The organism is Microbacterium sp. Root166, assembly GCF_001427145.1.
GTDB lineage: Bacteria > Actinomycetota > Actinomycetes > Actinomycetales > Microbacteriaceae > Microbacterium.
In genome coordinates this window covers 410355-429222 of record NZ_LMGL01000003.1, presented here as the reverse complement: position 1 = coordinate 429222, position 18868 = coordinate 410355, and the positions used below count along the sequence as shown (strand labels likewise).

The following is an 18868-nucleotide window of genomic DNA, read 5'->3' as shown; positions in this document are numbered from 1 at the left end:
GATGAACGCGTGAGCGACCCCGCCGACCAGGCCACCCCGGATTCTCCGCCCGTGCAGATCCCGCCCGCGCCGGTTGCGGGAGCGCCCGCGACCCCGCACGCCGCTCCCTGGGCGCCGCCGGGCGCCGCGCCCTTCGGGACGCCTGTCCCGCAGCCCGGATACGCAGCCCCGACGGGCTACGGCTACCCGGCATCCCCAGGTCCCGCGCCGCAGTCCGGCCATGCGGTGCCCACGGGCTACCCCGCGCCAGCCGTGAACCCGATCTACCCGCCAGGAACCGTCGCGGCGTACCCGGCGGGAGTCCAGCCTGCCACCGGTGCTCCGTCGTATGCCCCGCTTTTCGTCGCCGCACCGCCTGCCGGCGGGCGCGCGCTCGGCGTCGTCGCGCTGATCCTCGCCCTCCTCGCCGTCGTCGGAGCGGCCATCGCCGCGGCGGTCGCCGGATTCAACGCCGGCCTCGGCACGGGCGATCGGATGGCGATGATGCCGCTGGAAGCCGACTTCGACCTGTCCTACCTCTCGCCGGTGCGCGGGTGGGTGCTCCTCGGCGAGATCGCCTTCTGGATCGGCACCGTCCTCGGCGTGTGGGCGATCGTGCAGGGCATCATCGCCGCCGTGAAGCGGCGAGGCCGCGGCGCGGGCATCGCGGCGATCGTGGTCGCCGCGGTCGGGCCGATCGTCTTCTCCGTCGTCCTGTGGAGCTTCCTGACCGCCGGAATCGCGTCCAGCATCGGCGGCTGACCGGCCGACCTCGACGACGCGTGGTCAGCCGCGCGGGGCGTGGTGCTTCTGCTGCGCCGCGAGGAGTCCTTCGTCGACGAGCTGCTCGACCGCGTCGGCCGCATCGCCCAGCAGGATGGGCAGATTCTTGCGCTCGGTGGCGCCGAACGGATCGAGCACCCAGTCCGCGGGATCCTGGCGGCCGGGCGGGCGCCCGATCCCCACGCGCACGCGAGCGAACTCGCCGGAGTCCAGCGCCTTCGCCACGTCGCGGACGCCGTTGTGGCCGCCGTGCCCGCCGCCGGTCTTGAGCTTGATGGTGTCGAAGGGGATGTCGAGCTCATCGTGGACCACGACCACGTGCTCGGGCTCGACGCCGTAGAACTTCGCGAGGCCGGCGACCGGTCCGCCCGAGACGTTCATGAACGTGTTGGGCTTGGCGAGGATGAGCTTGGCTCCGCCGGGGCGCAGCCAGGTCTCGGCGACGCGCGCGTTCGCCTTGTGGGCGCGGAAGCCCTCGCCCCGGCGCGCTGCCAGCTCGTCGAGCACCATCTGGCCGACGTTGTGACGGGTGAGCTCGTAGCGGGGTCCCGGATTTCCGAGCCCCACGATCAGCCACGCCTGTGCCATCTGCCCTTGCCCTTCCGACGGCGAAGCCCGCCCCCTCAAGTATCGGGGACGGGCTTCGTCGAATGATGCAGCGGTGCTTACTCGGACTCTGCCTCGGTCGCGGCCTCGGTGGCCTCGGCCTGCTCGGCGGCGACAGCAGCGTCGGCGGCGGCGATCTCGTCGTCGGCGGCACCGGACGGGACGGAGATCGCGACGATCAGCGTCTCGGGGTCGACGGCCAGCGAAGCGCCCTTGGGCAGCTTCAGGTCGGCGGCGGTGATGTGGGTGCCCTCTTCGAGGCCCTCGATGTCGAGCTCGACGCGCTCGGGGATGTGCGTGGCCTCGACCTCGAGCAGGACCGTGTTGGCGTCCTGCGCGACGACGGTGCCCGCGGCGGACTCGCCGATGAGCGTGACGGGAACGTCGACCTGGACCTTCTCGCCCTTCTTCACGACGAGGAGGTCGATGTGCTCGATGATCTGGTGCACGGGGTCCTTCTGGACGTCCTTGACCAAGGTGAGCTCCTGACGACCGTTGACGTCGAGCTCGAGCACGACGTTCGCGCGGCGGATGAGCAGCGCGATCTGGTGGCCCGGAAGGGCGACGTGCACCGGGTCGGTGCCGTGACCGTAGATGACGGCGGGGATCTTGCCGGCGGCGCGCAGGCGGCGGGCGAAGCCCTTTCCGAAGTTCTCGCGGACTTCGGCGTGGACCTTGGTGTCGGACTCAGTCGACATGGTTTCTCCTCGCGGGCGTGCGCCCGTTCTGATTGCGGGTCCGCTCAGGTGGCGGGCCCAGGTATGTGGGGTTTGTCTCGACTCGAACGCACACGCGTGAGGAAAGCCCAGGGGCCCGCTCCACCGCGTCGATCACGGATGCCGCATCCCGCCGTCAGGCGGGCGCGAGGCATCCCTCGCCGAAGTTCAATCACCGAGTCTACCAGGGGGGCCGCTACGATGAGGAACGCACCCGAACCACCCCGGAGGACACTGATGGATCACGGCTTCATGACGCACGCGCTGCTGTGGCTGATCGGCGCGATGGCGGCCGTCGGCGGTCTCCTCACGGTCGCCGCCTTCTGGTCGATGGGACGCGCCAACTACCGCGGCGACTGATCGGCGCGCCTCACAACACCGCCCGCGCGGTGGTGAGGATCCCGCACTTCCCGCGTAACACGAGCACGCCAGACTCTAGGCTGGAACCCTTCCCTTCCCGACCTTCAGGAGTGCGTGTGTCTTCGAACGAGCCCTCGGCGCCGACGAACATCTCTACCGATCGCGACGACCAGCCCGGCTCGACGCGCGAACACGAAGGTGCTCCCGCGCCCGAGGACGTCTCGCGCCCGGCTCCCGAGCCCACCGGTCCCGGCGTCGCCGAAACGGCCGTCGCGAACATCGGCGTCGTCGGCCTCGCCGTGATGGGCTCGAACCTGGCCCGCAACCTCGCCAGCCGCGAGGGCAACACGGTCGCGATCTACAACCGCAGCCGTGAGAAGACCGACATCGTCCTCTCCGAGCACCCCGAGGCCGAGTTCGTCCCCGCCTACACCTACGCCGAGTTCGCCGCGTCGCTGCAGAAGCCCCGCACCGCGATCATCATGGTCAAGGCCGGTGCCGGCACGGATGCCGTGATCGACGCGCTCGTGGACGCCTTCGAGCCGGGCGACATCATCGTCGACGGCGGCAACGCCCTCTTCACCGACACGATCCGCCGCGAGAAGGCCGTGCGCGAGACCGGCATCAACTTCGTCGGCGCCGGCATCTCCGGCGGCGAAGAGGGAGCACTGCTCGGCCCCTCGATCATGCCCGGCGGCTCGGACGAGTCGTGGGTCACGCTCGGACCGATCCTGAAGTCCATCGCCGCGGTCGCCGAGGGCGAGCCCTGTGTGACGCACGTCGGCCACGACGGCGCCGGCCACTTCGTGAAGATGGTCCACAACGGCATCGAGTACGCCGACATGCAGCTCATCGCCGAGGCGTACGACCTCATCCGCCGCGGCACCGGCAAGTCCCCCGCCGAGATCGCCGACGTCTTCGCCGAGTGGAACGCGGGCGAGCTCGAGTCGTACCTCATCGAGATCACCGCCGAGGTGCTGCGCCAGGTGGATGCCGCGACCGGCAAGCCGCTCGTCGACGTGATCCTCGACCAGGCCGGCGCCAAGGGCACCGGCGCCTGGACCGTGCAGACCGCGCTGAACCTGGGCGTGCCCGTCTCCGGCATCGCCGAGGCCGTCTTCGCCCGCTCGCTCTCGAGCCACCCCGAGCAGCGCGCCGTGTCGGGCGGACTGCCCGGCCCGGCCGAGGACCTCCAGGTCGAGGACGCCGACGCGTTCATCGAGGACGTGCGCCTGGCGCTGTACGCGTCGAAGATCGTCGCCTACTCGCAGGGCTTCGACGAGATCCGTGCCGGCGCGGCCGAGTACGACTGGTCGATCGATCTGGGTGCGGTGTCGAAGATCTGGCGCGGCGGCTGCATCATCCGCGCGCAGTTCCTCAACCGCATCGCCGACGCGTACGCCGAGACCCCGGAGCTGCCCGTGCTGCTCACGGCGCCGTACTTCGTCGAGGCGCTCGGCCGCGCCCAGGACGCGTGGCGCCGCATCGTCTCGACGGCCGCGGGTGCCGGCATCCCGGCTCCCGCCTTCTCGTCGTCGCTGGCGTACTACGACGGCCTGCGCGCCGAGCGCCTGCCCGCCGCCCTGGTGCAGGGTCAGCGCGACTTCTTCGGAGCGCACACCTACCAGCGCATCGACAAGCCCGGCACCTTCCACACGCTGTGGTCGGGCGACCGCACCGAGATCGAAGCCGAAGACACCCACTGAGCGCGTACCCGTACGACCGAGGCCCCCGTCGAGTGATCGGCGGGGGCCTCGGTCTTTGCCGGCTCTAGGCCGGCACGACGTTGTGGTTGCGGCAGAACAGGTTCTGCGGATCCCACTCGCGCTTGATCGCGGCGAGGCGCGCCATGGTCTCGGGGGTGTACATGCGGGAGACGAGCCCGGGGTCGGTCGACGGGGTGAAGTTGCCGTACAGCGCCTCTCCGAGTCCCTCGATCGCGTCCCACTCGGCCTGGATCAGGGGCCGGTTGCCGTCGTGGACCAGCCCCGGCACGTCGAAGGCGCCCGCCATCGCGAACCAGGTGGCATTGCGGGCGGGGAACGCCGTGCTCTCCTGAGCCACCTCGCCGAACGCGCCGCCGAGGGAGCGCAGGAAGAGCACCGAGGCCGCGTTGGCCTCGCGGAATCCGACCAGGCGAGCGATCGCGTCGTCGCTCAGCTCGCGGAGCAGCGTGTTGCCTCCCACGAACCCGGGCATGGGCTGGTCGGGGTCGGCTGCGGGCATCTCCATCAGGATGTCGGGATACGAGCGCACTGCGAGCTCGGTCTCGGTGACGCCCTCGAGCGCGAGGAGCGGGGCCAGCGCGGCGCGGGCAGCGTCTTCGTCGTCGCCGATCCAGCACGCGGTGATCGAGGCGCCCGCCGGCGCATTCGGGTCCATCGCCGGGACGTCCATGTAGGTCACCGTGAGTTCGCGCGGTGCATCGCGCAGCGTGTCGCGCACCGCAGCGAGGACCGGACGGGCGTCACCCGTCACCGCGAGCGTCGCGAAGACCACCGCGCGCAGCTCGTGGGCGCGGAAGTCGAAGCGCGTGACGACGCCGAAGTTGCCCCCTCCCCCGCGCAGCGCCCACATCAGGTCGGCGTGCGAGTCGTCGGAGACTTCGAGCACATCGCCGCGGGCGGTGACGAGCTGCGCACCGACGAGCTGATCGGCCGCCAGCCCCCACGCGCGCACCATCCACCCGATGCCGCCGCCGAGGGTGAGGCCTCCGACGCCGACGGAGGCAGTGTCGCCGGAGCTCACGCCCAGCCCGTGCTGCGACAGCTCGTGCGCGACCGCGCCCCACGTGACGCCGCCGCCGACGTGGACGACATCGCCGTCGATGCGGATGTCGTCGAGCGCGCCCAGGTCGAGCGTCAGGCCGCCGGGCACGGCGCCCCACGCGCTGTGGCCGCCGCCGCGCACCATGACGTCCAGGCGCTCGGCGGCCGCGTAGCGCAGCGCCCCGCGCACGTCGTCGACAGACGACGCGCGGACGACCATCGTGGGCTCGCCGATGCCGGAGTGGAACCGCCTCGCGGAGTCCCAGTCGTCGTCGCCCGGTGCGACGACGGTTCCGGTCACGAGTTCTGAGAGGGAGAGATCAGTCACCCGCGCCACGGTAACGGGCGCCACCGACATCCCGCTAGAGCCAGCCCTTGCGCTTGAAGACGACGTACAGGGTGAGCGACGTGGCGGCCATCAGGCCGAGCGCCATCGGGTACCCGAGACTCCAGTGCAGTTCGGGCATGTGGTCGAAGTTCATGCCGTAGATCGTGCCCACGAGCGTCGGTGCGAAGAGGATGGCGGCCCAGGCCGAGACCTTCTTGACCTGCTCGTTCTGCTCGAGCCCGAACTCCGCCATGCGCCGCATGGCCTCGTTGTTCTCCTGATCGACGAGCGTCGCGTGAACGGTGAGGGCGCTCTCGAGGGTCGGCCGGAATCCCTCGACCTTCGTGACGATGCGGCGCGCATGGTCGTCGACATCGCGGATGGCGGGCGCCTCGGCCGCGCCGGAGGACTCGAGCACGATCTGCTGCAGGCGATCGAACATGTCCACCAGCGGCGTGGTCGCGTGGTGCAGGTCGATGACCTCGCGCTGAAGGCCGAAGATGCGCTTGCCGACCGCGGGGTCGCCCGAGAACAGCGCGTCCTCGATCTCGTCGATGTCGTTCTCGACGCCGGCGACGACGGGCTGATACTGGTCGACGATGTCGTCGCAGACCGCCCACACCACCGCGTAGGGACCGTGGGCCAGAATGTCCGGACGCCCCTCGAGGCGGTGCCGCACCGTGGCGAGGTCGGGGTTCTCGGCGTGGCGCACGGTGATGACGAAGTCGGGTCCGGCGAACACATGGACCTCGCCGAACTCCACCGTCTCGGTGGCGTCGAGGTAGCGTGCGGGCTGGAGGACCAGGAAGGTCATGTCGTCGTACCGCTCGAGCTTCGCGCGCTGGTGCCCCTTGAGCGCATCCTCGACGGCGAGCGGGTGGAGCCCGGCCAGGCCGGCGAGCTCGTTCATCTCGGCGGCGTCCGGCCGGTACAGGCCGATCCAGGCCATCCCGCCCCGCGCCCTGGCCTCGGTGAGCGCTTCGGCTGCGGTGCCGCTCGCGACCCGTCTGCCATCGACGTAGACGGCGGCGTCGACGAGGGTCATGCACTCACCCTAGGTCCACGTCGCGGCTAGGGTCGGAGGCGTGACAGCGAAGCGCGTGCTCTACATCGGCGGAACCGGGACCATCAGCGCGGCGTGCGTGCGCCGCAGCGTCGCGGCGGGTGACGAGGTCACCGTGCTCAATCGCGGATCCTCGCGACGCGCGATCCCCGACGGCGTGCGGGAGCTGGTCGCGGACGTGCGCGACGCCGGCGCGGTGCGGAACGCGATCGGGGATGCCGAGTTCGACGTCGTCGCCGAGTTCCTGGCGTTCACCCCCGGTCACGTGCAGCAGGACCTCGACCTCTTCGAGGGGCGCACCGGCCAGTACGTCTTCATCAGCTCGGCCTCGGCGTACCAGAAGCCCCCGGCCCGGCTCCCCATCACCGAGTCGACTCCGCTCGAGAATCCGTTCTGGCAGTACAGCCGCGACAAGATCGCGTGCGAGGAGCTCCTCGCCGCGGCATCCCGCGATCGCTCCTTCCCGGTGACGGTCGTCCGACCGTCGCACACGTACGACGAGCGCATGATCCCCACCATCGGCGGATGGACGGACATCGCGCGCCTGCGCGCCGGCAGGCCGGTCATCGTGCACGGCGACGGCACGAGCCTGTGGACCATCACCCACGCCGACGACTTCGCCGTCGGCTTCACGGGCCTCCTGGGCGCTCCTGCGGCCATCGGCGAGGACTTCACCATCACGGGCGACCACACGCCGACCTGGGACCGGATCTACCGCTGGCTCGCTGAGGCGGCCGGCGTCGATGAGCCCGATCTGGTGCACGTCGCCTCCGAGACCATCGCCGCCTTCGAGCCGGAGCTCGGCCCGACGCTGATCGGCGATAAGGCGCATTCGGTGGTCTTCGACAACAGCAAGCTGCGTGCGATCGTGCCGGATTTCGCCACCACCATCACCTTCGACGAGGGCGCGCGCCGCATCGTCGGGTACTACGACGCGCATCCCGACGAGCAGCGGATCGACGCGGACCGCGATGCGCTGTTCGATCGCATCGCGGCCCACGCCCGGTCCGCCGGCTGACGCCTAGCCGGTGATGTCCCGCACCGTGCCCCGCTCCAGGCGGAGGCGCCGGCGGGCTCGCTTCGCGACCGCCGAGTCGTGCGTGACGACGACGAGCGTCAGCCCTTCGGCGCACAGCCCCTCCAGCACGGCGAGGATCTCGTCGCGCATGCTCTCGTCGAGGTTGCCGGTGGGCTCGTCGGCGAGCAGGACGCGCGGCCGCTTCACGATCGCACGCGCGATCGCGACGCGCTGCTGCTGACCGCCGGACAGCTCCCCCGGCCGGTGGTCGCCGCGGTCGTCCAGCCCGACATGGGCCAGTGCCTCGGCGACGCGCGTCGCGCGCTCCGCCTTCGTGAGGGCCAGCGGCTCGAGCGCCATGTCGACGTTCTCGGCGGCGGTGAGGGTCGGAATGAGATTGAAGCCCTGGAACACGAAGCCGACCTCTGTCGCCCGCACGCGACTCAGCTGCGTGCCGGATGCTCCCGTCAGGTCGAGGTCGCCCAGCACGACGCTTCCCGCCGTCGGCCGGTCGAGTGCGCCGAGCAGCTGGAGCAGCGTCGACTTGCCGCCTCCGGTCGGCCCCTGGATCGTGACGAAGTCGCCCTGCGCGATCTCCAGGTCGACGCCCGCCAGGGCGTTCACGATCCGGTCCTTCTGACGGTAGGCGCGGGTGACGCCCGTCAGCCGGTACAGCGCGGGGGACGCGGCATCCGTCTGCGTGTCCGCATCGGGGTCGATCATCGTCATTGTTCCTTCTCCTGTCGTGTCGGGTGCGGTGGGGGTGTCTGCGGGTCGGATGGGGTCGCTCACGGGATGCCTCACCCCACCGATCGCAGGGCTTCGGCAGGGCTCAGCCGGGCAGCTCGCCAGCCGCCGAACGCTCCGGCGACCAGTCCCCCGAGCACGGCGAGTCCGAGCGCCGCCGCGACGACCCACAGCGTGACGGGCGCATGGAGGACGATCTCGGTCGCACCCTGCTGCAGAGTCCCGGCGAAGCCGCCACGCGGACCGCCCTCGGTGTCCGGTCCTCCCGCCGGCGCGGCGGAGATCGTCGGCGCGATGGCGTTGATCGCCCAGATCCCAAGAAATCCGATCAGAAGACCGGCGGCACCGCCGATGAGGCCCTGCGCGAGCGACTCGCCCGCGACCTGCCCGACCACCCGGCGGTCGGACCAGCCGATCGCCTTGAGGGTGCCGAACTCCCGCGTCCTGCGCGAGACCCCGGAGACGGTGAACAGCACGGCGAGCGCAAGGGCCACGGCCAGCACGATGACCGACAGCCACGTGCCGAGGCTCGTGATGAGCGAGGTGGCGCTCGAGAGCGACCCCGAGACGGTCGCGGCCAGCTCGGACTGCGAGCTGACGGTGGCATCGGGCAGCTCCGCCTCGATCGCCGACTGCACGGCATCGATGGAGTCGGAGGAGTCGGACTGCACGTAGACGGTGGACAGCACGTCACCGGTTCCCGCGAGGGCCTGGGCGACGTCGAGCGGGATGTACACGTTGGCCGCGGTGTCGGCGTCGCTCGATGTCGACGCGAGGATGCCGACGACGTCGAACTGCTCGCCGCCGACATCGATCGCGTCGCCGACGACGATCCCGGCCGTCGCGGCGTACGCGGCATCCAGTACGGCGACGTTCTCGCCCGCATCGTCGGCGGCGAGCGCTCGTCCGTCGCTCAGGCTCACCGCCGACAGCGGCCCGACCGACGACGCGGCAGGGTCGATGCCCAGCACGGTGAAGGAGTCCACGTCGAAGGACCCGCCGTTGAACGTCGCTCCCCCGTCGCCGTTCTGCTGCTGCGGCGGGGCCTGCTCCAGCGTGCCTCCGTCCGCGCCGTCGGTCGGGCGCGGCGGCAGCTCGCCCGAGAACGTCATGTTGGTGAGGCTGAGCGCGCCGGATGCCTCCGCCACGCCGTCCACGCCCGTCACGGTGTCGAGCACGCTCGCCTCGAGGGTGGTGCGCATCGGCTCGGACACGAGCCGCGACTGGCTCAGCTGCGTCGTTCCGTCGGCCGCGGTCGCGCCGCCGTCCTCGCCGAACTCGAACGCCTGGCCCCTCATCTCGCCGGGCTCGGCCGTCGCTCCGGTGACGGTCAGGTCGGTGCCGACGCCGTACACGGATTCCAGGGCCTGGGCCTGCGCATTCCGCACGCCGGCGGCGAGCGAGGTGACGATCATCACGAGCGCGATCGCGATCGCGAGCCCGCTCGCGACGATGATGGTCTGCTTCTTGCGGCCGGCCAGCTCCCGCCGCAGATACGTTGCGTACATGGGTCTCCTCCCGGCGGCCCGGTGCCGCCGTCGAAGGAGAAGCTAGGGACGCCGTCGATGCGGAACTCCAGCGGGAGCTATGAGAGCCGTATGGACGGAGACCGCGATCTCACAGCCACCGCATAGCGGGCGCCATAGGAACCCCATAGGAACGACGGCACAATGGGCTCATGACCACCGCCGCGCCCTCGCTCCTCCGTCCCGACGGCAGCCCGCTGCGCGTGCTCGTGGTCGACGACGAGCAGATGCTGACCGATCTCCTCTCGATGGCGCTGCGCATGGAGGGCTGGTCGGTGCGGACCGCCGGCTCGGGCTTCGAAGCGCTGCAGGCGGCACGCGAGTTCGACCCCGACGCGATGGTCCTCGACGTCATGATGCCCGACCTCGACGGCATGGCCGTGCTGCAGCGCCTGCGCCAGTCGGGCGACGACGTCCCCGTGCTGTTCCTCACCGCGAAGGATGCCGTGACCGACCGCGTCGCGGGGCTGACCGCCGGCGGGGACGACTACGTCACCAAGCCGTTCAGCCTCGAGGAGGTCGTGGCGCGCCTGCGCGGCCTCATGCGCCGCGCCGGCACCGCCCACGCCGCGGGCGCCGAGCCCATCCTCAGGGTCGCCGACCTGACGCTCAACGAGGACAGCCACGAGGTCGAGCGCGCCGGCGACGGCATCGAGCTCACCGCGACCGAGTTCGAGCTGCTGCGGTACCTCATGCGCAACCAGCGTCGCGTCGTGTCGAAGGCGCAGATCCTCGACCGCGTCTGGAACTACGACTTCGGCGGGCGCTCGAGCGTCGTCGAGCTGTACATCTCGTACCTGCGCAAGAAGATCGACGCCGGCCGCGAGCCGCTCATCCACACGGTGCGCGGCGTCGGCTACATGATCAAGGCACCGCAGTGACCTCGCCGCCCGCCGCGCGCCGTCCGTGGACGCTGCAGCGCAAGCTCATCGTCACCGTCGTGGGCATCACGTCGCTGATCATGGTCCTCGTCGGCGTCGCCATCAGCGTGATCCTGGGCACCGTGCTCGAGTCCCAGCTGACTGCGCAGGTCGATTCGCTGCGCAGCCGCACCGAGAGCATCCGCCCGCTCATCGCGCAGGGCCAGAGTGCGGAGGCGATCCTGCAGGAGCTGCCCGTCGGGCCGGGCACGCTGCTGGCGATCGAGACGGTCCCCGCCGAGCCCACAGCCGCCGTCACCGACGCGCAGGGCGAGGTCGTCGCGCTGACCGCCGCGCAGATCGACCAGCTCGCGGTGGGCCTCACGCAGGACGGCTCGCCGGAGTCGCTCGTGGTCGATCTCGACGACCTCGGCACGTACCGGGTCGCGGGCTACCAGAGCGGACCGACCGTGGTCGTCGCGGGAGTGTCCCGCGCAGAGCTCGTCACCACCACGGGTCAGATGCTCATCACGATCGGGCTGCTGACGGCGGGAGGCCTGCTCCTGCTCGCCGCCGCCACCGCCTGGACCATCCGCGCCGGCCTCGCACCGCTGCGCGCGATCGCCGACACCGCGACGCGGGTGTCGCGGCTGCCACTGGATCAGGGCGAGGTATCGATCCCGGAACGCGTGTCTCCGCGGCAGGCGGACCCCCGCACCGAGGTCGGGCGTGTCGGCGAGGCGCTCAACACCCTGCTCGACCACGTCGGCACCTCTCTGTCCGCGCGTCAGCGCAACGAGGAGCGCATGCGCGCCTTCGTCGCCGACGCCAGCCACGAGCTGCGGACGCCGCTGGCCTCGATCCGCGGCTACTCCGAGCTGTCGCTGCGTGCGCTCGGCCGCGACCACGAGCCGCAGACCGTCGAGACGGCGGAGGCGTCGCTCGAGCGCATCCAGGCGCAGTCGCTGCGGATGACGCGGCTCGTCGAGGACCTGCTGCTGCTGGCCCGGCTCGACGAGGGCAAAGAGCTCGTCTACGGCAGCGTCGACCTGACCCGGCTCGCGGTCGAGGCGGTCGGCGACGCCCGGCCCGCGGGACCCGATCACAAGTGGGTGCTCGACGTCACGGACGAGCCCGTGCTGATCGCCGGCGACGCCGGACGCCTGCATCAGGTGGCGGCGAACCTGCTCGCCAACGCCCGCGCCCACACTCCCGAGGGCACCACCGTGACGGTCACCGTCGCGCGCGAGGAGGACCGCGCCGTGCTGCGGGTGCACGATGACGGCCCGGGCATCGATCCGGCGCTCGGAGGCGAGCTGTTCGGCCGGTTCTCGCGCGCCGACGGCTCTCGGGCGCGGAAGACGGGCGCCACCGGCGGCAGCGGGCTCGGCCTGTCGATCGCGCGGGCGATCGTGGACGCGCACGGCGGCACCATCACGGCGCGCAGCACTCCGGGCGACACGACCTTCGAGGTCCGGCTGCCGGCGCGCCCCGCCGCACCGGACGAGACGGCGGCGACCGAGTCGGTCAGTACCCGCTGAACGCGTCGGTCGTGATCGACCGCGCCCGCTCGAGCGCCGGGGCGAGATCGGCGATCAAACCCGCAGGCCCCGAGATGTAGGCATGGCGCGAGGCGATGTCGGGCACGACCCGCAGCAGGCCCTGAGCATCCAGGCGCACGCCCTGCGCCCACGTCCAGTGGCTCGGCAGATCGGCCGGCCGGTCGCGGGTGAAGACGATCACGGGAACGCCGGACTCCTCCAGATCGGCACGGTAGGCCAGTTCGGAGGCGTCCGAGGCGACGTAGACCAGCACGATGTCGCGCTCCTGCCCAGCCGCGCGCGCGTGACGGAGCTGGGCGACGAAGGGCGTGACGCCGATTCCCGCGGCCACCATGAGGATCGGCGCCGACTCGCGCTTGGGCAGCACGAAGTCGCCCCAGACTCCGGTGATGGCGAGTCGCTCCCCCTCGTCGACCTGCGCGAGTGCTTTCTTGAACGAGCTCTGCGGCTTCGAGCTCGTGCTCTCCTTGAAGGCCACACGCAGCAGCGGCAGATCCTCCGGCGCCGACGCGATGCTGAACTCGCGGCGGGTGCCGCGCGCGTCCGGGTGCGAGTGGGGAACCTCGAGCTCGAGGTACTGGCCGGGGACGAACGACAGCCGGTCGTGCACGCGGAAGGTCAGCTCCTTCACGGTCGGGGTGCGCTCTGCCCGGGAAGCCAGCGTGAGACGCACCGCCGTGCGCACGGCGAACGCGAAGGCGACGAGGTTGCCGATCAGCAGAGCGCGCTCCTGCCCGAGCGAGATGTCTCCGACCGGAATGGGCCAGCCGGCGAGCACGCCGACGATCCCGGCGACGGTGAACTGCTGCCACCGGCGCGGCGGCAGCGTCAGCGGCTCGGAGAGCATGAACGCGCCGAGGAACAGGAACGGCGAGGACAGGAACAGCTGCCAGACGTCGCCGGATTCGATCTGGCCGCCCTGGGCCTGGAGCTGGGAGGCGGTGCGCAGGACCGCGACCATCATCGCGACGATCAGGAAGACCGCGACGACACGGATCTTCTCGGTGCGCCACAGCACGGCGACTCCGAGCAGGATGACGGGCGCCGCCATCGCCGGGGTGCCCACCCACCACGCCGACGCGCCGAGCGAGGGCCAGACGAGGCTCAGCAGCGTCAGCACCGTCGCCCCGACGGCGGCGGGATTGAAGATGTGACGCCCGCGCCAGGCCAGCAGGTACTTCGACAGGGATGCCGCCGCGGCGGCGATGACGATTCCGCCCAGGGCGGCGATCTCGAGCGACGGGCGCAGCACGAACAGCAGGATGTGCGCGGTGATCAGCGAGGATTCCAGGCGCCACGGCAGGTGCAGGACGCGCTGGGCCGCGGCATCCACCCCCACGCACACGGCCGACAGCACCACGAGCGTCACGATCAGCTCGAGCGGGGAGGGCCCGACCTGGCCGAACAGCGAGAGCACCAGTGCGATGACGGCGAGGGTCGCGAGAGCGAGGTAGACCACGCGGTACATCGAGATCCGGCCGAGGAACGCGAAGACGCGGTTCCAGAGCGCGGTGAGTCCGGTCAGCACGTCACACCGCCTGGAGGGGCTCGTGGGCGCCCGAGGGCAGGATCACCCGGATGCCGTCACCCGGCCGCACGATCCCGCCGGAGACGACGACCGACATCACTCCGGCGAGCCGCACCGTCTCGCCCGCCTCGTCGACGTGCACCAGTTCCTTCATGAGGCCCTTCGAGAGTCCGTTGATCTGGAAGCAGGGGTTGCGGAGGCCGGTCACCTCGATGACGGCGGTGTCGCCGATCTCGAGCCGGGTGCCCCGTGGCAGCCCCAGCAGGTCGAGCCCGACGGTCGTGATGTTCTCGCCCAGGGCGCCCGGCGAGACGCCGTGCCCGCGCTCGGCCATGTCGTCGAAGAGCTCGGCGTGCATGAGGTGCACCTGGCGCAGGTTCGGCGCCGCGGGCGTGCGCTCGAGGCGGGAGCGGTGCTGCACGGTGGCGCCGGCGTGCGCGTCGCCCTCGACGCCGTACCCGGTGATGAGCGTGATGCTCTCGCGCGTGGGCTTGCTGAAGCGGTGCGCGTCATCGCTCGCCACGGCGAGGACGTGCGCAGCGGTCGGGTCGGTCACGGTTCCACGCTAGCCGGTCGCGTGAAGAGGTCGGCGCGGCAGCCGGGCGACCACTCCACCCTCCCGTCGGTGGTCATGCGCACCCACTCCACGCCCCAGTCGAAGGCCAGGCGCGGTCCCCCGTCGAAGAACAGCGCCGTCGCCACGGCATCCGCCCGCATCGCCTCCGGCGCCACCGCCCAGGTCGCCGCGATCGTGCGGACGGGCAGTCCGGTGCGCGCGTCGAGCACGTGGTGGAGGCCGTCGCCCCACGCGCGCCGGTCGACGGCGGACGCGCAGAGCGCGGCATCCGTCACCTCCCATACGCCGATCGCACGACGGTGATCGAACGGATGCTGCAGCCCGATGCGCTGCGGATCGCCGAGCACACGCAGGTCGCCGCCGCCGTCCACGACGTGCCGCGGGTGGCCGGCGCGCGCCAGGATGCCGGACACCAGGTCGACGAGGCGTCCCTTGCCGAGCGCTCCGATGTCGATCGTCGCGGGACCGCGCAGGGCGAGGCCGGCGTCGTCCCACGCGAGGAGTTCGCGCCACGCGGTCGGTGCAGGGACCGGTTCCCCGGGCGCGAAGGAGTAGGACCGGTCATAGCCGAGCCGCTCGAGCGATGCCCCGACGAGCGGGTTCACGGCGCCGTCCGTCGCCGTGGAGAGCTCCGCGTAGAGGTCGAGCATCGCAGCGGCGTCGGGTGGAAGCGGCACAGCGCCGCCTTCACGACCGAGAGCGGAGACCACCGAGTCGCCTCGGAACCGCGACCACGTCCGGTCGAACTCCTCGATCGCGGTGGTCACCGCCGCGCGGGTGCCGGGGTCGAGCGGCTCGGCCGTCACGATCTCCCACACCGTGCCGATCGCCTCGAACCGCCACGGTTCCGGGCTCGGCGCCGGCCGGGCAGCGGGCATGGCCTACAGCGCCGCCTCGGCCTTGATCGTCTCGATGGCGTCGTTGAACCCGCCGCTGGTCAGCGACGACCCGGCCACGCGGCTGACCGAGATCTCGTCGATGTCCTGGCCCACCACCACGTCCGAGATGCCGCCGATGAACTGGCCCTGGTACTGCTCGGACTCGCTCTTCTGCGGGTCGCCCTCGACCTGGACGTCGGTGATGACGTCACCCTCGAGCGTGACCGTGACCGAGATCGTCTCGACGGACTCGGGCGTGTTGTACGTGCCCTCGGCCGTGTACGTGCCGTCGGCGTAGGCCGGCTCGTCGTCGCCACCGGTGGCCGGCTGGTCGGCATCGGTCGTGGCGGGCGAGCATCCGGCGAGCAGGACGATGCCTGCGACGGCGGCGACGGACGCACCGGTGCGGAGCATGTCAGGCGGCTCCGTCGAACATGCTGGTGACCGAGCCGTCCTCGAAGACCTCGTGGATGGCGCGGGCCAGCAGCGGCGCGATCGGCAGCACCGTGAGCGTCGGAAAGCGCTTGTGGTCGGGGATCGGGATGGTGTCGGTGACGACGACCTCGTCGATCGCCGTGCTCTGCAGGCGCTCGGTCGCGGGGTCGCTGAAGATCGGGTGCGTCGCGGCGACGATGACCTTGATGGCGCCGTTCGCCTTGAGCGCCTCGGCGGCCTTCACGATGGTGCCGCCGGTGTCGATCATGTCGTCGACCAGCAGGCATACGCGCCCGCTCACGTCGCCGACGATCTCGTTGACGGTGACCTGGTTCGCGACGTTCGGGTCGCGGCGCTTGTGGATGATCGCCAGCGGGGCGCCCAGGCTGTCGGACCAGGTGTCGGCCACGCGCACGCGACCGGTGTCCGGCGAAACGACGGTCAGCAGCTCGCGGTCGGCGTCGCTCAGCGTGTTCTGGAAGTACTCCAGCAGCACGGGCTTGGCGAACAGGTGGTCGACCGGGCCGTCGAAGAAGCCCTGGATCTGAGCGGCGTGCAGGTCGACGCTCATCACGCGGTCGGCGCCGGCGGTCTTCATGAGGTCGGCGACCAGGCGGGCGCTGATGGGCTCGCGGCCGCGGCCCTTCTTGTCCTGACGGGAGTACGGGTAGTACGGCGCGACGACGGTGATGCGCTTGGCGGACGCGCGCTTGGCGGCGTCGAGCATGATGAGCGTCTCCATGAGCCACTCGTTCACCGGCGGGCCGAAGCTCTGGATGAGGAAGAAGTCGCAGCCGCGGATCGAGACCTCGAAGCGCGTGAGGATCTCCCCCGACGCGAACGTGCGGTACTCGGTCGGGACGAGCTCCGTGCCGAGGTGCCCGGCTACGTCGATCGCAAGGGTGGGGTGAGAGCTTCCCCGGGCGATGACCAGACGCTTCTTCGTCTTGGCGACCAGGCCTGGGGCGATGTCGTTCTCTCGGTCGAGCTCAACGGTCTTCTTCTTGCGACCCATCGTCTGCCTTCTGTGCCGACCGTGCCCTGGCAGCGACATCCGCTGCGCCGGTACCCGGTCTGTTGGACTCGACCCACCCCTCGATGTTGCGCTGAGGGGCGATGCTGAGGGCCAGGGCGCCGGCGGGCACATCCTTGCGGACGACCGCTCCGGCGCCTGTCTTCGCGCCGTCTCCGATCCTAACGGGCGCGACGAAGACGTTGTGCGAGCCGGTGTGGACCTCGTCGCCGATCTCGGTGCGGTGCTTGGCGATGTCGTCGTAGTTCGCGGTGATCGCGCCGGCGCCCAGGTTCACCCCGGTGCCGATCGTGGTGTCGCCGATGTACGACAGGTGCGGGACCTTGCTGCGCTCGCCGATCGTGGAATTCTTGGTCTCGACGAACGTGCCGATCTTGCCGCGGGCGCCGAGGTGGGTGCCCGGACGGAGGTACGCGAACGGGCCGACGGTGGCGCCGGCCCCGATCACGGCCAGGGTCGCGTCGGTGCGCGTGACGGTCGCGTTCTCGCCGACCTCGCAGTGGACGAGGCTGGTGTCCGGGCCGATCGTGGCGCCGGCATCGACCACCGTCGCGCCGAGGATGTGCGTGTTGGGCAGCACCGTGACGTCGGAGGCGAGCTTGGCGTCCACGTCGATCCACGTCGTCGCCGGGTCGAGGATCGTCGCGCCCTCGAGCTGCCAGCGACGCACGGTGCGGGCGTTGAGCAGCCGCGCCGCCTCGGCCAGCTGCACCCGGTCGTTCACGCCCAGCGCGGCGGCGGCATCCGGGGCGCTTGCGGCGGCGACGACCAGCCGCGAGTCGCGCAGCAGCGCGACGACGTCGGTGAGGTACTTCTCACCCTGCGCGTTGGCCGTGCCCACGAGCGACAGGTGGGCGCGCAGCGCCTGCGCCTCGAAGACGTAGACCCCCGCGTTGATCTCGTGGACGGCCGCCTCGTCGGGCGTGGCGTCCTTCTGCTCGACGATGCGCGTCACGGCGCCCTCGGCGTCGCGGATCACGCGGCCGTAGCCGGTGGCGTCCTCGAGCACGGCGCTGAGCACGGTGGCGGCGGCCGAGCCGTCGCGGTGGGCGCCGACGAGCCCGGTGAGCGTGTCGGAGTCCAGCAGCGGCACATCGCCGCTGAGCACCAGAACGTCGCCGGTGAAGTCGTCGAGGGCGTCGAGGGCCAGCTCGACGGCGCGGCCGGTGCCGGGGACGTCGTCCTGATCCACGATCACGACGCCCGGGGTCTGCTCGATCACGGTGCCCGCGACCAGGTCGCGCTCGTGCCGGACGACGAGGACCACGCGCTCGGGCGCGAGGGCGAGAGCGGTGTCGATGACGTGGCCCACGAGCGGGCGCCCACCGATGCGGTGGAGCACCTTCGGCAGGGACGACTTCATGCGCGTGCCCTGGCCGGCGGCCAGCACGATGACGGCGAGACCGCGGTCGTTGATGTTGTGGGTCATGCTCCGCCGCCAGGATTCGAACCTGGGCCTAACAGCTCCAAAGGCTGTCGTGCTGCCGTTACACCACGGCGGACCACCGTGTCGTGCACGGCCGCCGTCAAGTCTGCCAGACCCGCCCCGCAGGCCTGCCCGTGCCCGGCATCCGCGCCGTCGATAATGGGGAGCATGGCCAAGGAGACCGACGAGGTCGATCGCATCGTCGAGGCGTGGATCGCACAGCGTCCCGATCTCGACTTCTCACCCCTCGGAGTGCTCTCGAGGGTCGATCGCCTCTCGCGCCATCTCGACCGCGCGCGACGGGACGCCTTCCGGCGCAGCGAGCTCGAACCGTGGGAGTGGGACGTCCTGTCGGCGCTGCGCCGCGCCGGCGAGCCGTTCCAGCTCAGCCCCAAGCAGCTGCTGCTGCAGACGCTCGTCTCCAGCGGCACCATGACCAACCGGATCGACCGGCTCGTCGGGCGCCGGCTCGTGCGACGCGAAGCGGACCCGGACGACGGGCGCAGCATCCTGGTCGTCCTCACCGATGAGGGAAGAACCCGGGTGGATGCCGCGATCACGCGCCTCGTCGACGCCGAGGCCGTGCTGCTGGCCACCCTCTCGCGCGGTGACCGCGAGCGGCTGGCGGGACTGCTGCGCAAGCTCAGCCTGGGCTTCGACGCCTGAAGCGGGGAC

The 18868-nt window shown here is 71.2% G+C and carries 19 protein-coding genes and 1 tRNA gene; 7 read left to right on the top strand and 13 right to left on the bottom strand.

Annotated elements, in window-relative coordinates; all coding sequences use genetic code 11:
• The first annotated feature begins 9 nt into the window (after positions 1-9).
• Complete coding sequence (locus ASD56_RS13780) at positions 10-741, top strand: hypothetical protein (protein WP_200947527.1); 732 nt, start codon at positions 10-12, stop codon at positions 739-741.
• A gap of 24 nt (positions 742-765) precedes the next feature.
• Here the strand turns inward: ASD56_RS13780 and pth are convergent, their stop codons facing one another.
• Both pth and ASD56_RS13770 read right to left on the bottom strand, forming a co-directional pair.
• Positions 766-1350 carry an aminoacyl-tRNA hydrolase gene (pth, locus tag ASD56_RS13775; protein WP_055966819.1) on the bottom strand — a complete coding sequence of 195 codons (585 nt, stop codon included), beginning with the start codon at positions 1348-1350 and terminating at the stop codon, positions 766-768.
• 77 nt (positions 1351-1427) lie between these two features.
• Positions 1428-2066 (bottom strand): 50S ribosomal protein L25/general stress protein Ctc, encoded by a 639-nt coding sequence (locus ASD56_RS13770; RefSeq protein WP_055966816.1) that lies wholly within the window; start codon positions 2064-2066, stop codon positions 1428-1430.
• A 255-nt stretch (positions 2067-2321) separates the two neighbouring features.
• Here ASD56_RS13770 and ASD56_RS16575 point away from each other — a divergent pair, with 255 nt between their 5' ends.
• On the top strand, positions 2322-2444 hold the full coding sequence (locus tag ASD56_RS16575; RefSeq protein ID WP_268777915.1) for a hypothetical protein: 123 nt from the start codon (positions 2322-2324) through the stop codon (positions 2442-2444).
• Positions 2445-2722: 278 nt separating this feature from the next.
• Positions 2723-4150, top strand: a complete 1428-nt coding sequence (gndA, locus tag ASD56_RS13765) for an NADP-dependent phosphogluconate dehydrogenase (protein ID WP_268777918.1) — start codon at positions 2723-2725, stop codon at positions 4148-4150.
• A gap of 64 nt (positions 4151-4214) precedes the next feature.
• Here the strand turns inward: gndA and ASD56_RS13760 are convergent, their stop codons facing one another.
• Both ASD56_RS13760 and ASD56_RS13755 read right to left on the bottom strand, forming a co-directional pair.
• Positions 4215-5540, bottom strand: a complete 1326-nt coding sequence (locus tag ASD56_RS13760; protein WP_055967246.1) for an FAD-binding oxidoreductase — start codon at positions 5538-5540, stop codon at positions 4215-4217.
• Between the two features lie 34 nt (positions 5541-5574).
• Positions 5575-6585, bottom strand: coding sequence for a magnesium and cobalt transport protein CorA (locus tag ASD56_RS13755; RefSeq protein WP_055966813.1), 1011 nt, complete (start codon positions 6583-6585; stop codon positions 5575-5577).
• A 40-nt stretch (positions 6586-6625) separates the two neighbouring features.
• On the opposite strand from ASD56_RS13755, the gene ASD56_RS13750 reads away from it, so the two are divergent.
• Positions 6626-7621, top strand: coding sequence for an NAD-dependent epimerase/dehydratase family protein (locus ASD56_RS13750; protein ID WP_055966810.1), 996 nt, complete (start codon positions 6626-6628; stop codon positions 7619-7621).
• Positions 7622-7624: 3 nt separating this feature from the next.
• Here ASD56_RS13750 and ASD56_RS13745 read toward each other — a convergent pair whose 3' ends face one another.
• Positions 7625-8350: an ABC transporter ATP-binding protein gene (locus ASD56_RS13745; RefSeq protein ID WP_200947526.1), complete on the bottom strand. Its 726-nt coding sequence runs from the start codon at positions 8348-8350 to the stop codon at positions 7625-7627.
• A 71-nt stretch (positions 8351-8421) separates the two neighbouring features.
• Complete coding sequence (locus tag ASD56_RS13740; protein ID WP_055966806.1) at positions 8422-9876, bottom strand: ABC transporter permease; 1455 nt, start codon at positions 9874-9876, stop codon at positions 8422-8424.
• Between the two features lie 170 nt (positions 9877-10046).
• Here ASD56_RS13740 and ASD56_RS13735 point away from each other — a divergent pair, with 170 nt between their 5' ends.
• Together ASD56_RS13735 and ASD56_RS13730 are read left to right on the top strand one after the other, a co-directional pair.
• Positions 10047-10775 (top strand): response regulator transcription factor, encoded by a 729-nt coding sequence (locus ASD56_RS13735; protein ID WP_055966804.1) that lies wholly within the window; start codon positions 10047-10049, stop codon positions 10773-10775.
• Entirely contained in the window at positions 10772-12295 is a 1524-nt protein-coding gene (locus ASD56_RS13730) for a sensor histidine kinase (RefSeq protein ID WP_055966802.1), read from the top strand. The genes ASD56_RS13735 and ASD56_RS13730 overlap by 4 nt, the downstream gene beginning before the upstream one ends.
• Here ASD56_RS13730 and ASD56_RS13725 read toward each other — a convergent pair.
• From ASD56_RS13725 to ASD56_RS13695, 7 genes are all read right to left on the bottom strand, one after another.
• Positions 12282-13844, bottom strand: coding sequence for an FAD-dependent oxidoreductase (locus ASD56_RS13725; protein ID WP_055966796.1), 1563 nt, complete (start codon positions 13842-13844; stop codon positions 12282-12284). The two genes, ASD56_RS13730 and ASD56_RS13725, sit on opposite strands and share 14 nt — an antisense overlap.
• 1 nt (position 13845) lies before the next feature.
• A complete protein-coding gene (locus ASD56_RS13720; protein ID WP_055966793.1) occupies positions 13846-14400 on the bottom strand; it encodes an MOSC domain-containing protein in 555 nt (184 codons plus the stop codon).
• On the bottom strand, positions 14397-15299 hold the full coding sequence (locus tag ASD56_RS13715; RefSeq protein ID WP_055966790.1) for an FAD:protein FMN transferase: 903 nt from the start codon (positions 15297-15299) through the stop codon (positions 14397-14399). The genes ASD56_RS13720 and ASD56_RS13715 overlap by 4 nt, the downstream gene beginning before the upstream one ends.
• Positions 15300-15302: 3 nt before the next feature.
• On the bottom strand, positions 15303-15713 hold the full coding sequence (locus ASD56_RS13710) for an FMN-binding protein (protein WP_055966785.1): 411 nt from the start codon (positions 15711-15713) through the stop codon (positions 15303-15305).
• 1 nt (position 15714) lies between these two features.
• The gene (locus ASD56_RS13705; protein ID WP_055966783.1) at positions 15715-16749 is read right to left on the bottom strand and encodes a ribose-phosphate diphosphokinase; all 1035 of its coding nucleotides are present in this window, start codon (positions 16747-16749) and stop codon (positions 15715-15717) included.
• Positions 16724-18196, bottom strand: a complete 1473-nt coding sequence (gene glmU, locus ASD56_RS13700; RefSeq protein WP_055967239.1) for a bifunctional UDP-N-acetylglucosamine diphosphorylase/glucosamine-1-phosphate N-acetyltransferase GlmU — start codon at positions 18194-18196, stop codon at positions 16724-16726. Before glmU ends, ASD56_RS13705 begins: the two co-directional genes overlap by 26 nt.
• Position 18197: 1 nt before the next feature.
• Positions 18198-18269, bottom strand: a tRNA-Gln gene (locus ASD56_RS13695).
• A 92-nt stretch (positions 18270-18361) separates the two neighbouring features.
• Between ASD56_RS13695 and ASD56_RS13690 the strand changes: the two genes are divergently transcribed.
• Positions 18362-18859 (top strand): MarR family winged helix-turn-helix transcriptional regulator, encoded by a 498-nt coding sequence (locus ASD56_RS13690; RefSeq protein WP_055966779.1) that lies wholly within the window; start codon positions 18362-18364, stop codon positions 18857-18859.
• The last annotated feature ends 9 nt before the right edge of the window (positions 18860-18868 follow it).

Coding starts and splice junctions, on each gene's coding strand:
- ASD56_RS13735 (WP_055966804.1), top strand. CDS start 10,047: ATGACCACCGCCGCGCCCTCGCTCCTCCGTCCCGACGGCAGCCCGCTG.
- ASD56_RS13745 (WP_200947526.1), bottom strand. CDS start 8,350: ATGACGATGATCGACCCCGATGCGGACACGCAGACGGATGCCGCGTCC.
- ASD56_RS13715 (WP_055966790.1), bottom strand. CDS start 15,299: ATGCCCGCTGCCCGGCCGGCGCCGAGCCCGGAACCGTGGCGGTTCGAG.
- ASD56_RS13755 (WP_055966813.1), bottom strand. CDS start 6,585: ATGACCCTCGTCGACGCCGCCGTCTACGTCGATGGCAGACGGGTCGCG.
- ASD56_RS13690 (WP_055966779.1), top strand. CDS start 18,362: ATGGCCAAGGAGACCGACGAGGTCGATCGCATCGTCGAGGCGTGGATC.
- glmU (WP_055967239.1), bottom strand. CDS start 18,196: ATGACCCACAACATCAACGACCGCGGTCTCGCCGTCATCGTGCTGGCC.
- ASD56_RS13740 (WP_055966806.1), bottom strand. CDS start 9,876: ATGTACGCAACGTATCTGCGGCGGGAGCTGGCCGGCCGCAAGAAGCAG.
- ASD56_RS13770 (WP_055966816.1), bottom strand. CDS start 2,066: ATGTCGACTGAGTCCGACACCAAGGTCCACGCCGAAGTCCGCGAGAAC.
- pth (WP_055966819.1), bottom strand. CDS start 1,350: ATGGCACAGGCGTGGCTGATCGTGGGGCTCGGAAATCCGGGACCCCGC.
- ASD56_RS16575 (WP_268777915.1), top strand. CDS start 2,322: ATGGATCACGGCTTCATGACGCACGCGCTGCTGTGGCTGATCGGCGCG.
- ASD56_RS13705 (WP_055966783.1), bottom strand. CDS start 16,749: ATGGGTCGCAAGAAGAAGACCGTTGAGCTCGACCGAGAGAACGACATC.
- ASD56_RS13710 (WP_055966785.1), bottom strand. CDS start 15,713: ATGCTCCGCACCGGTGCGTCCGTCGCCGCCGTCGCAGGCATCGTCCTG.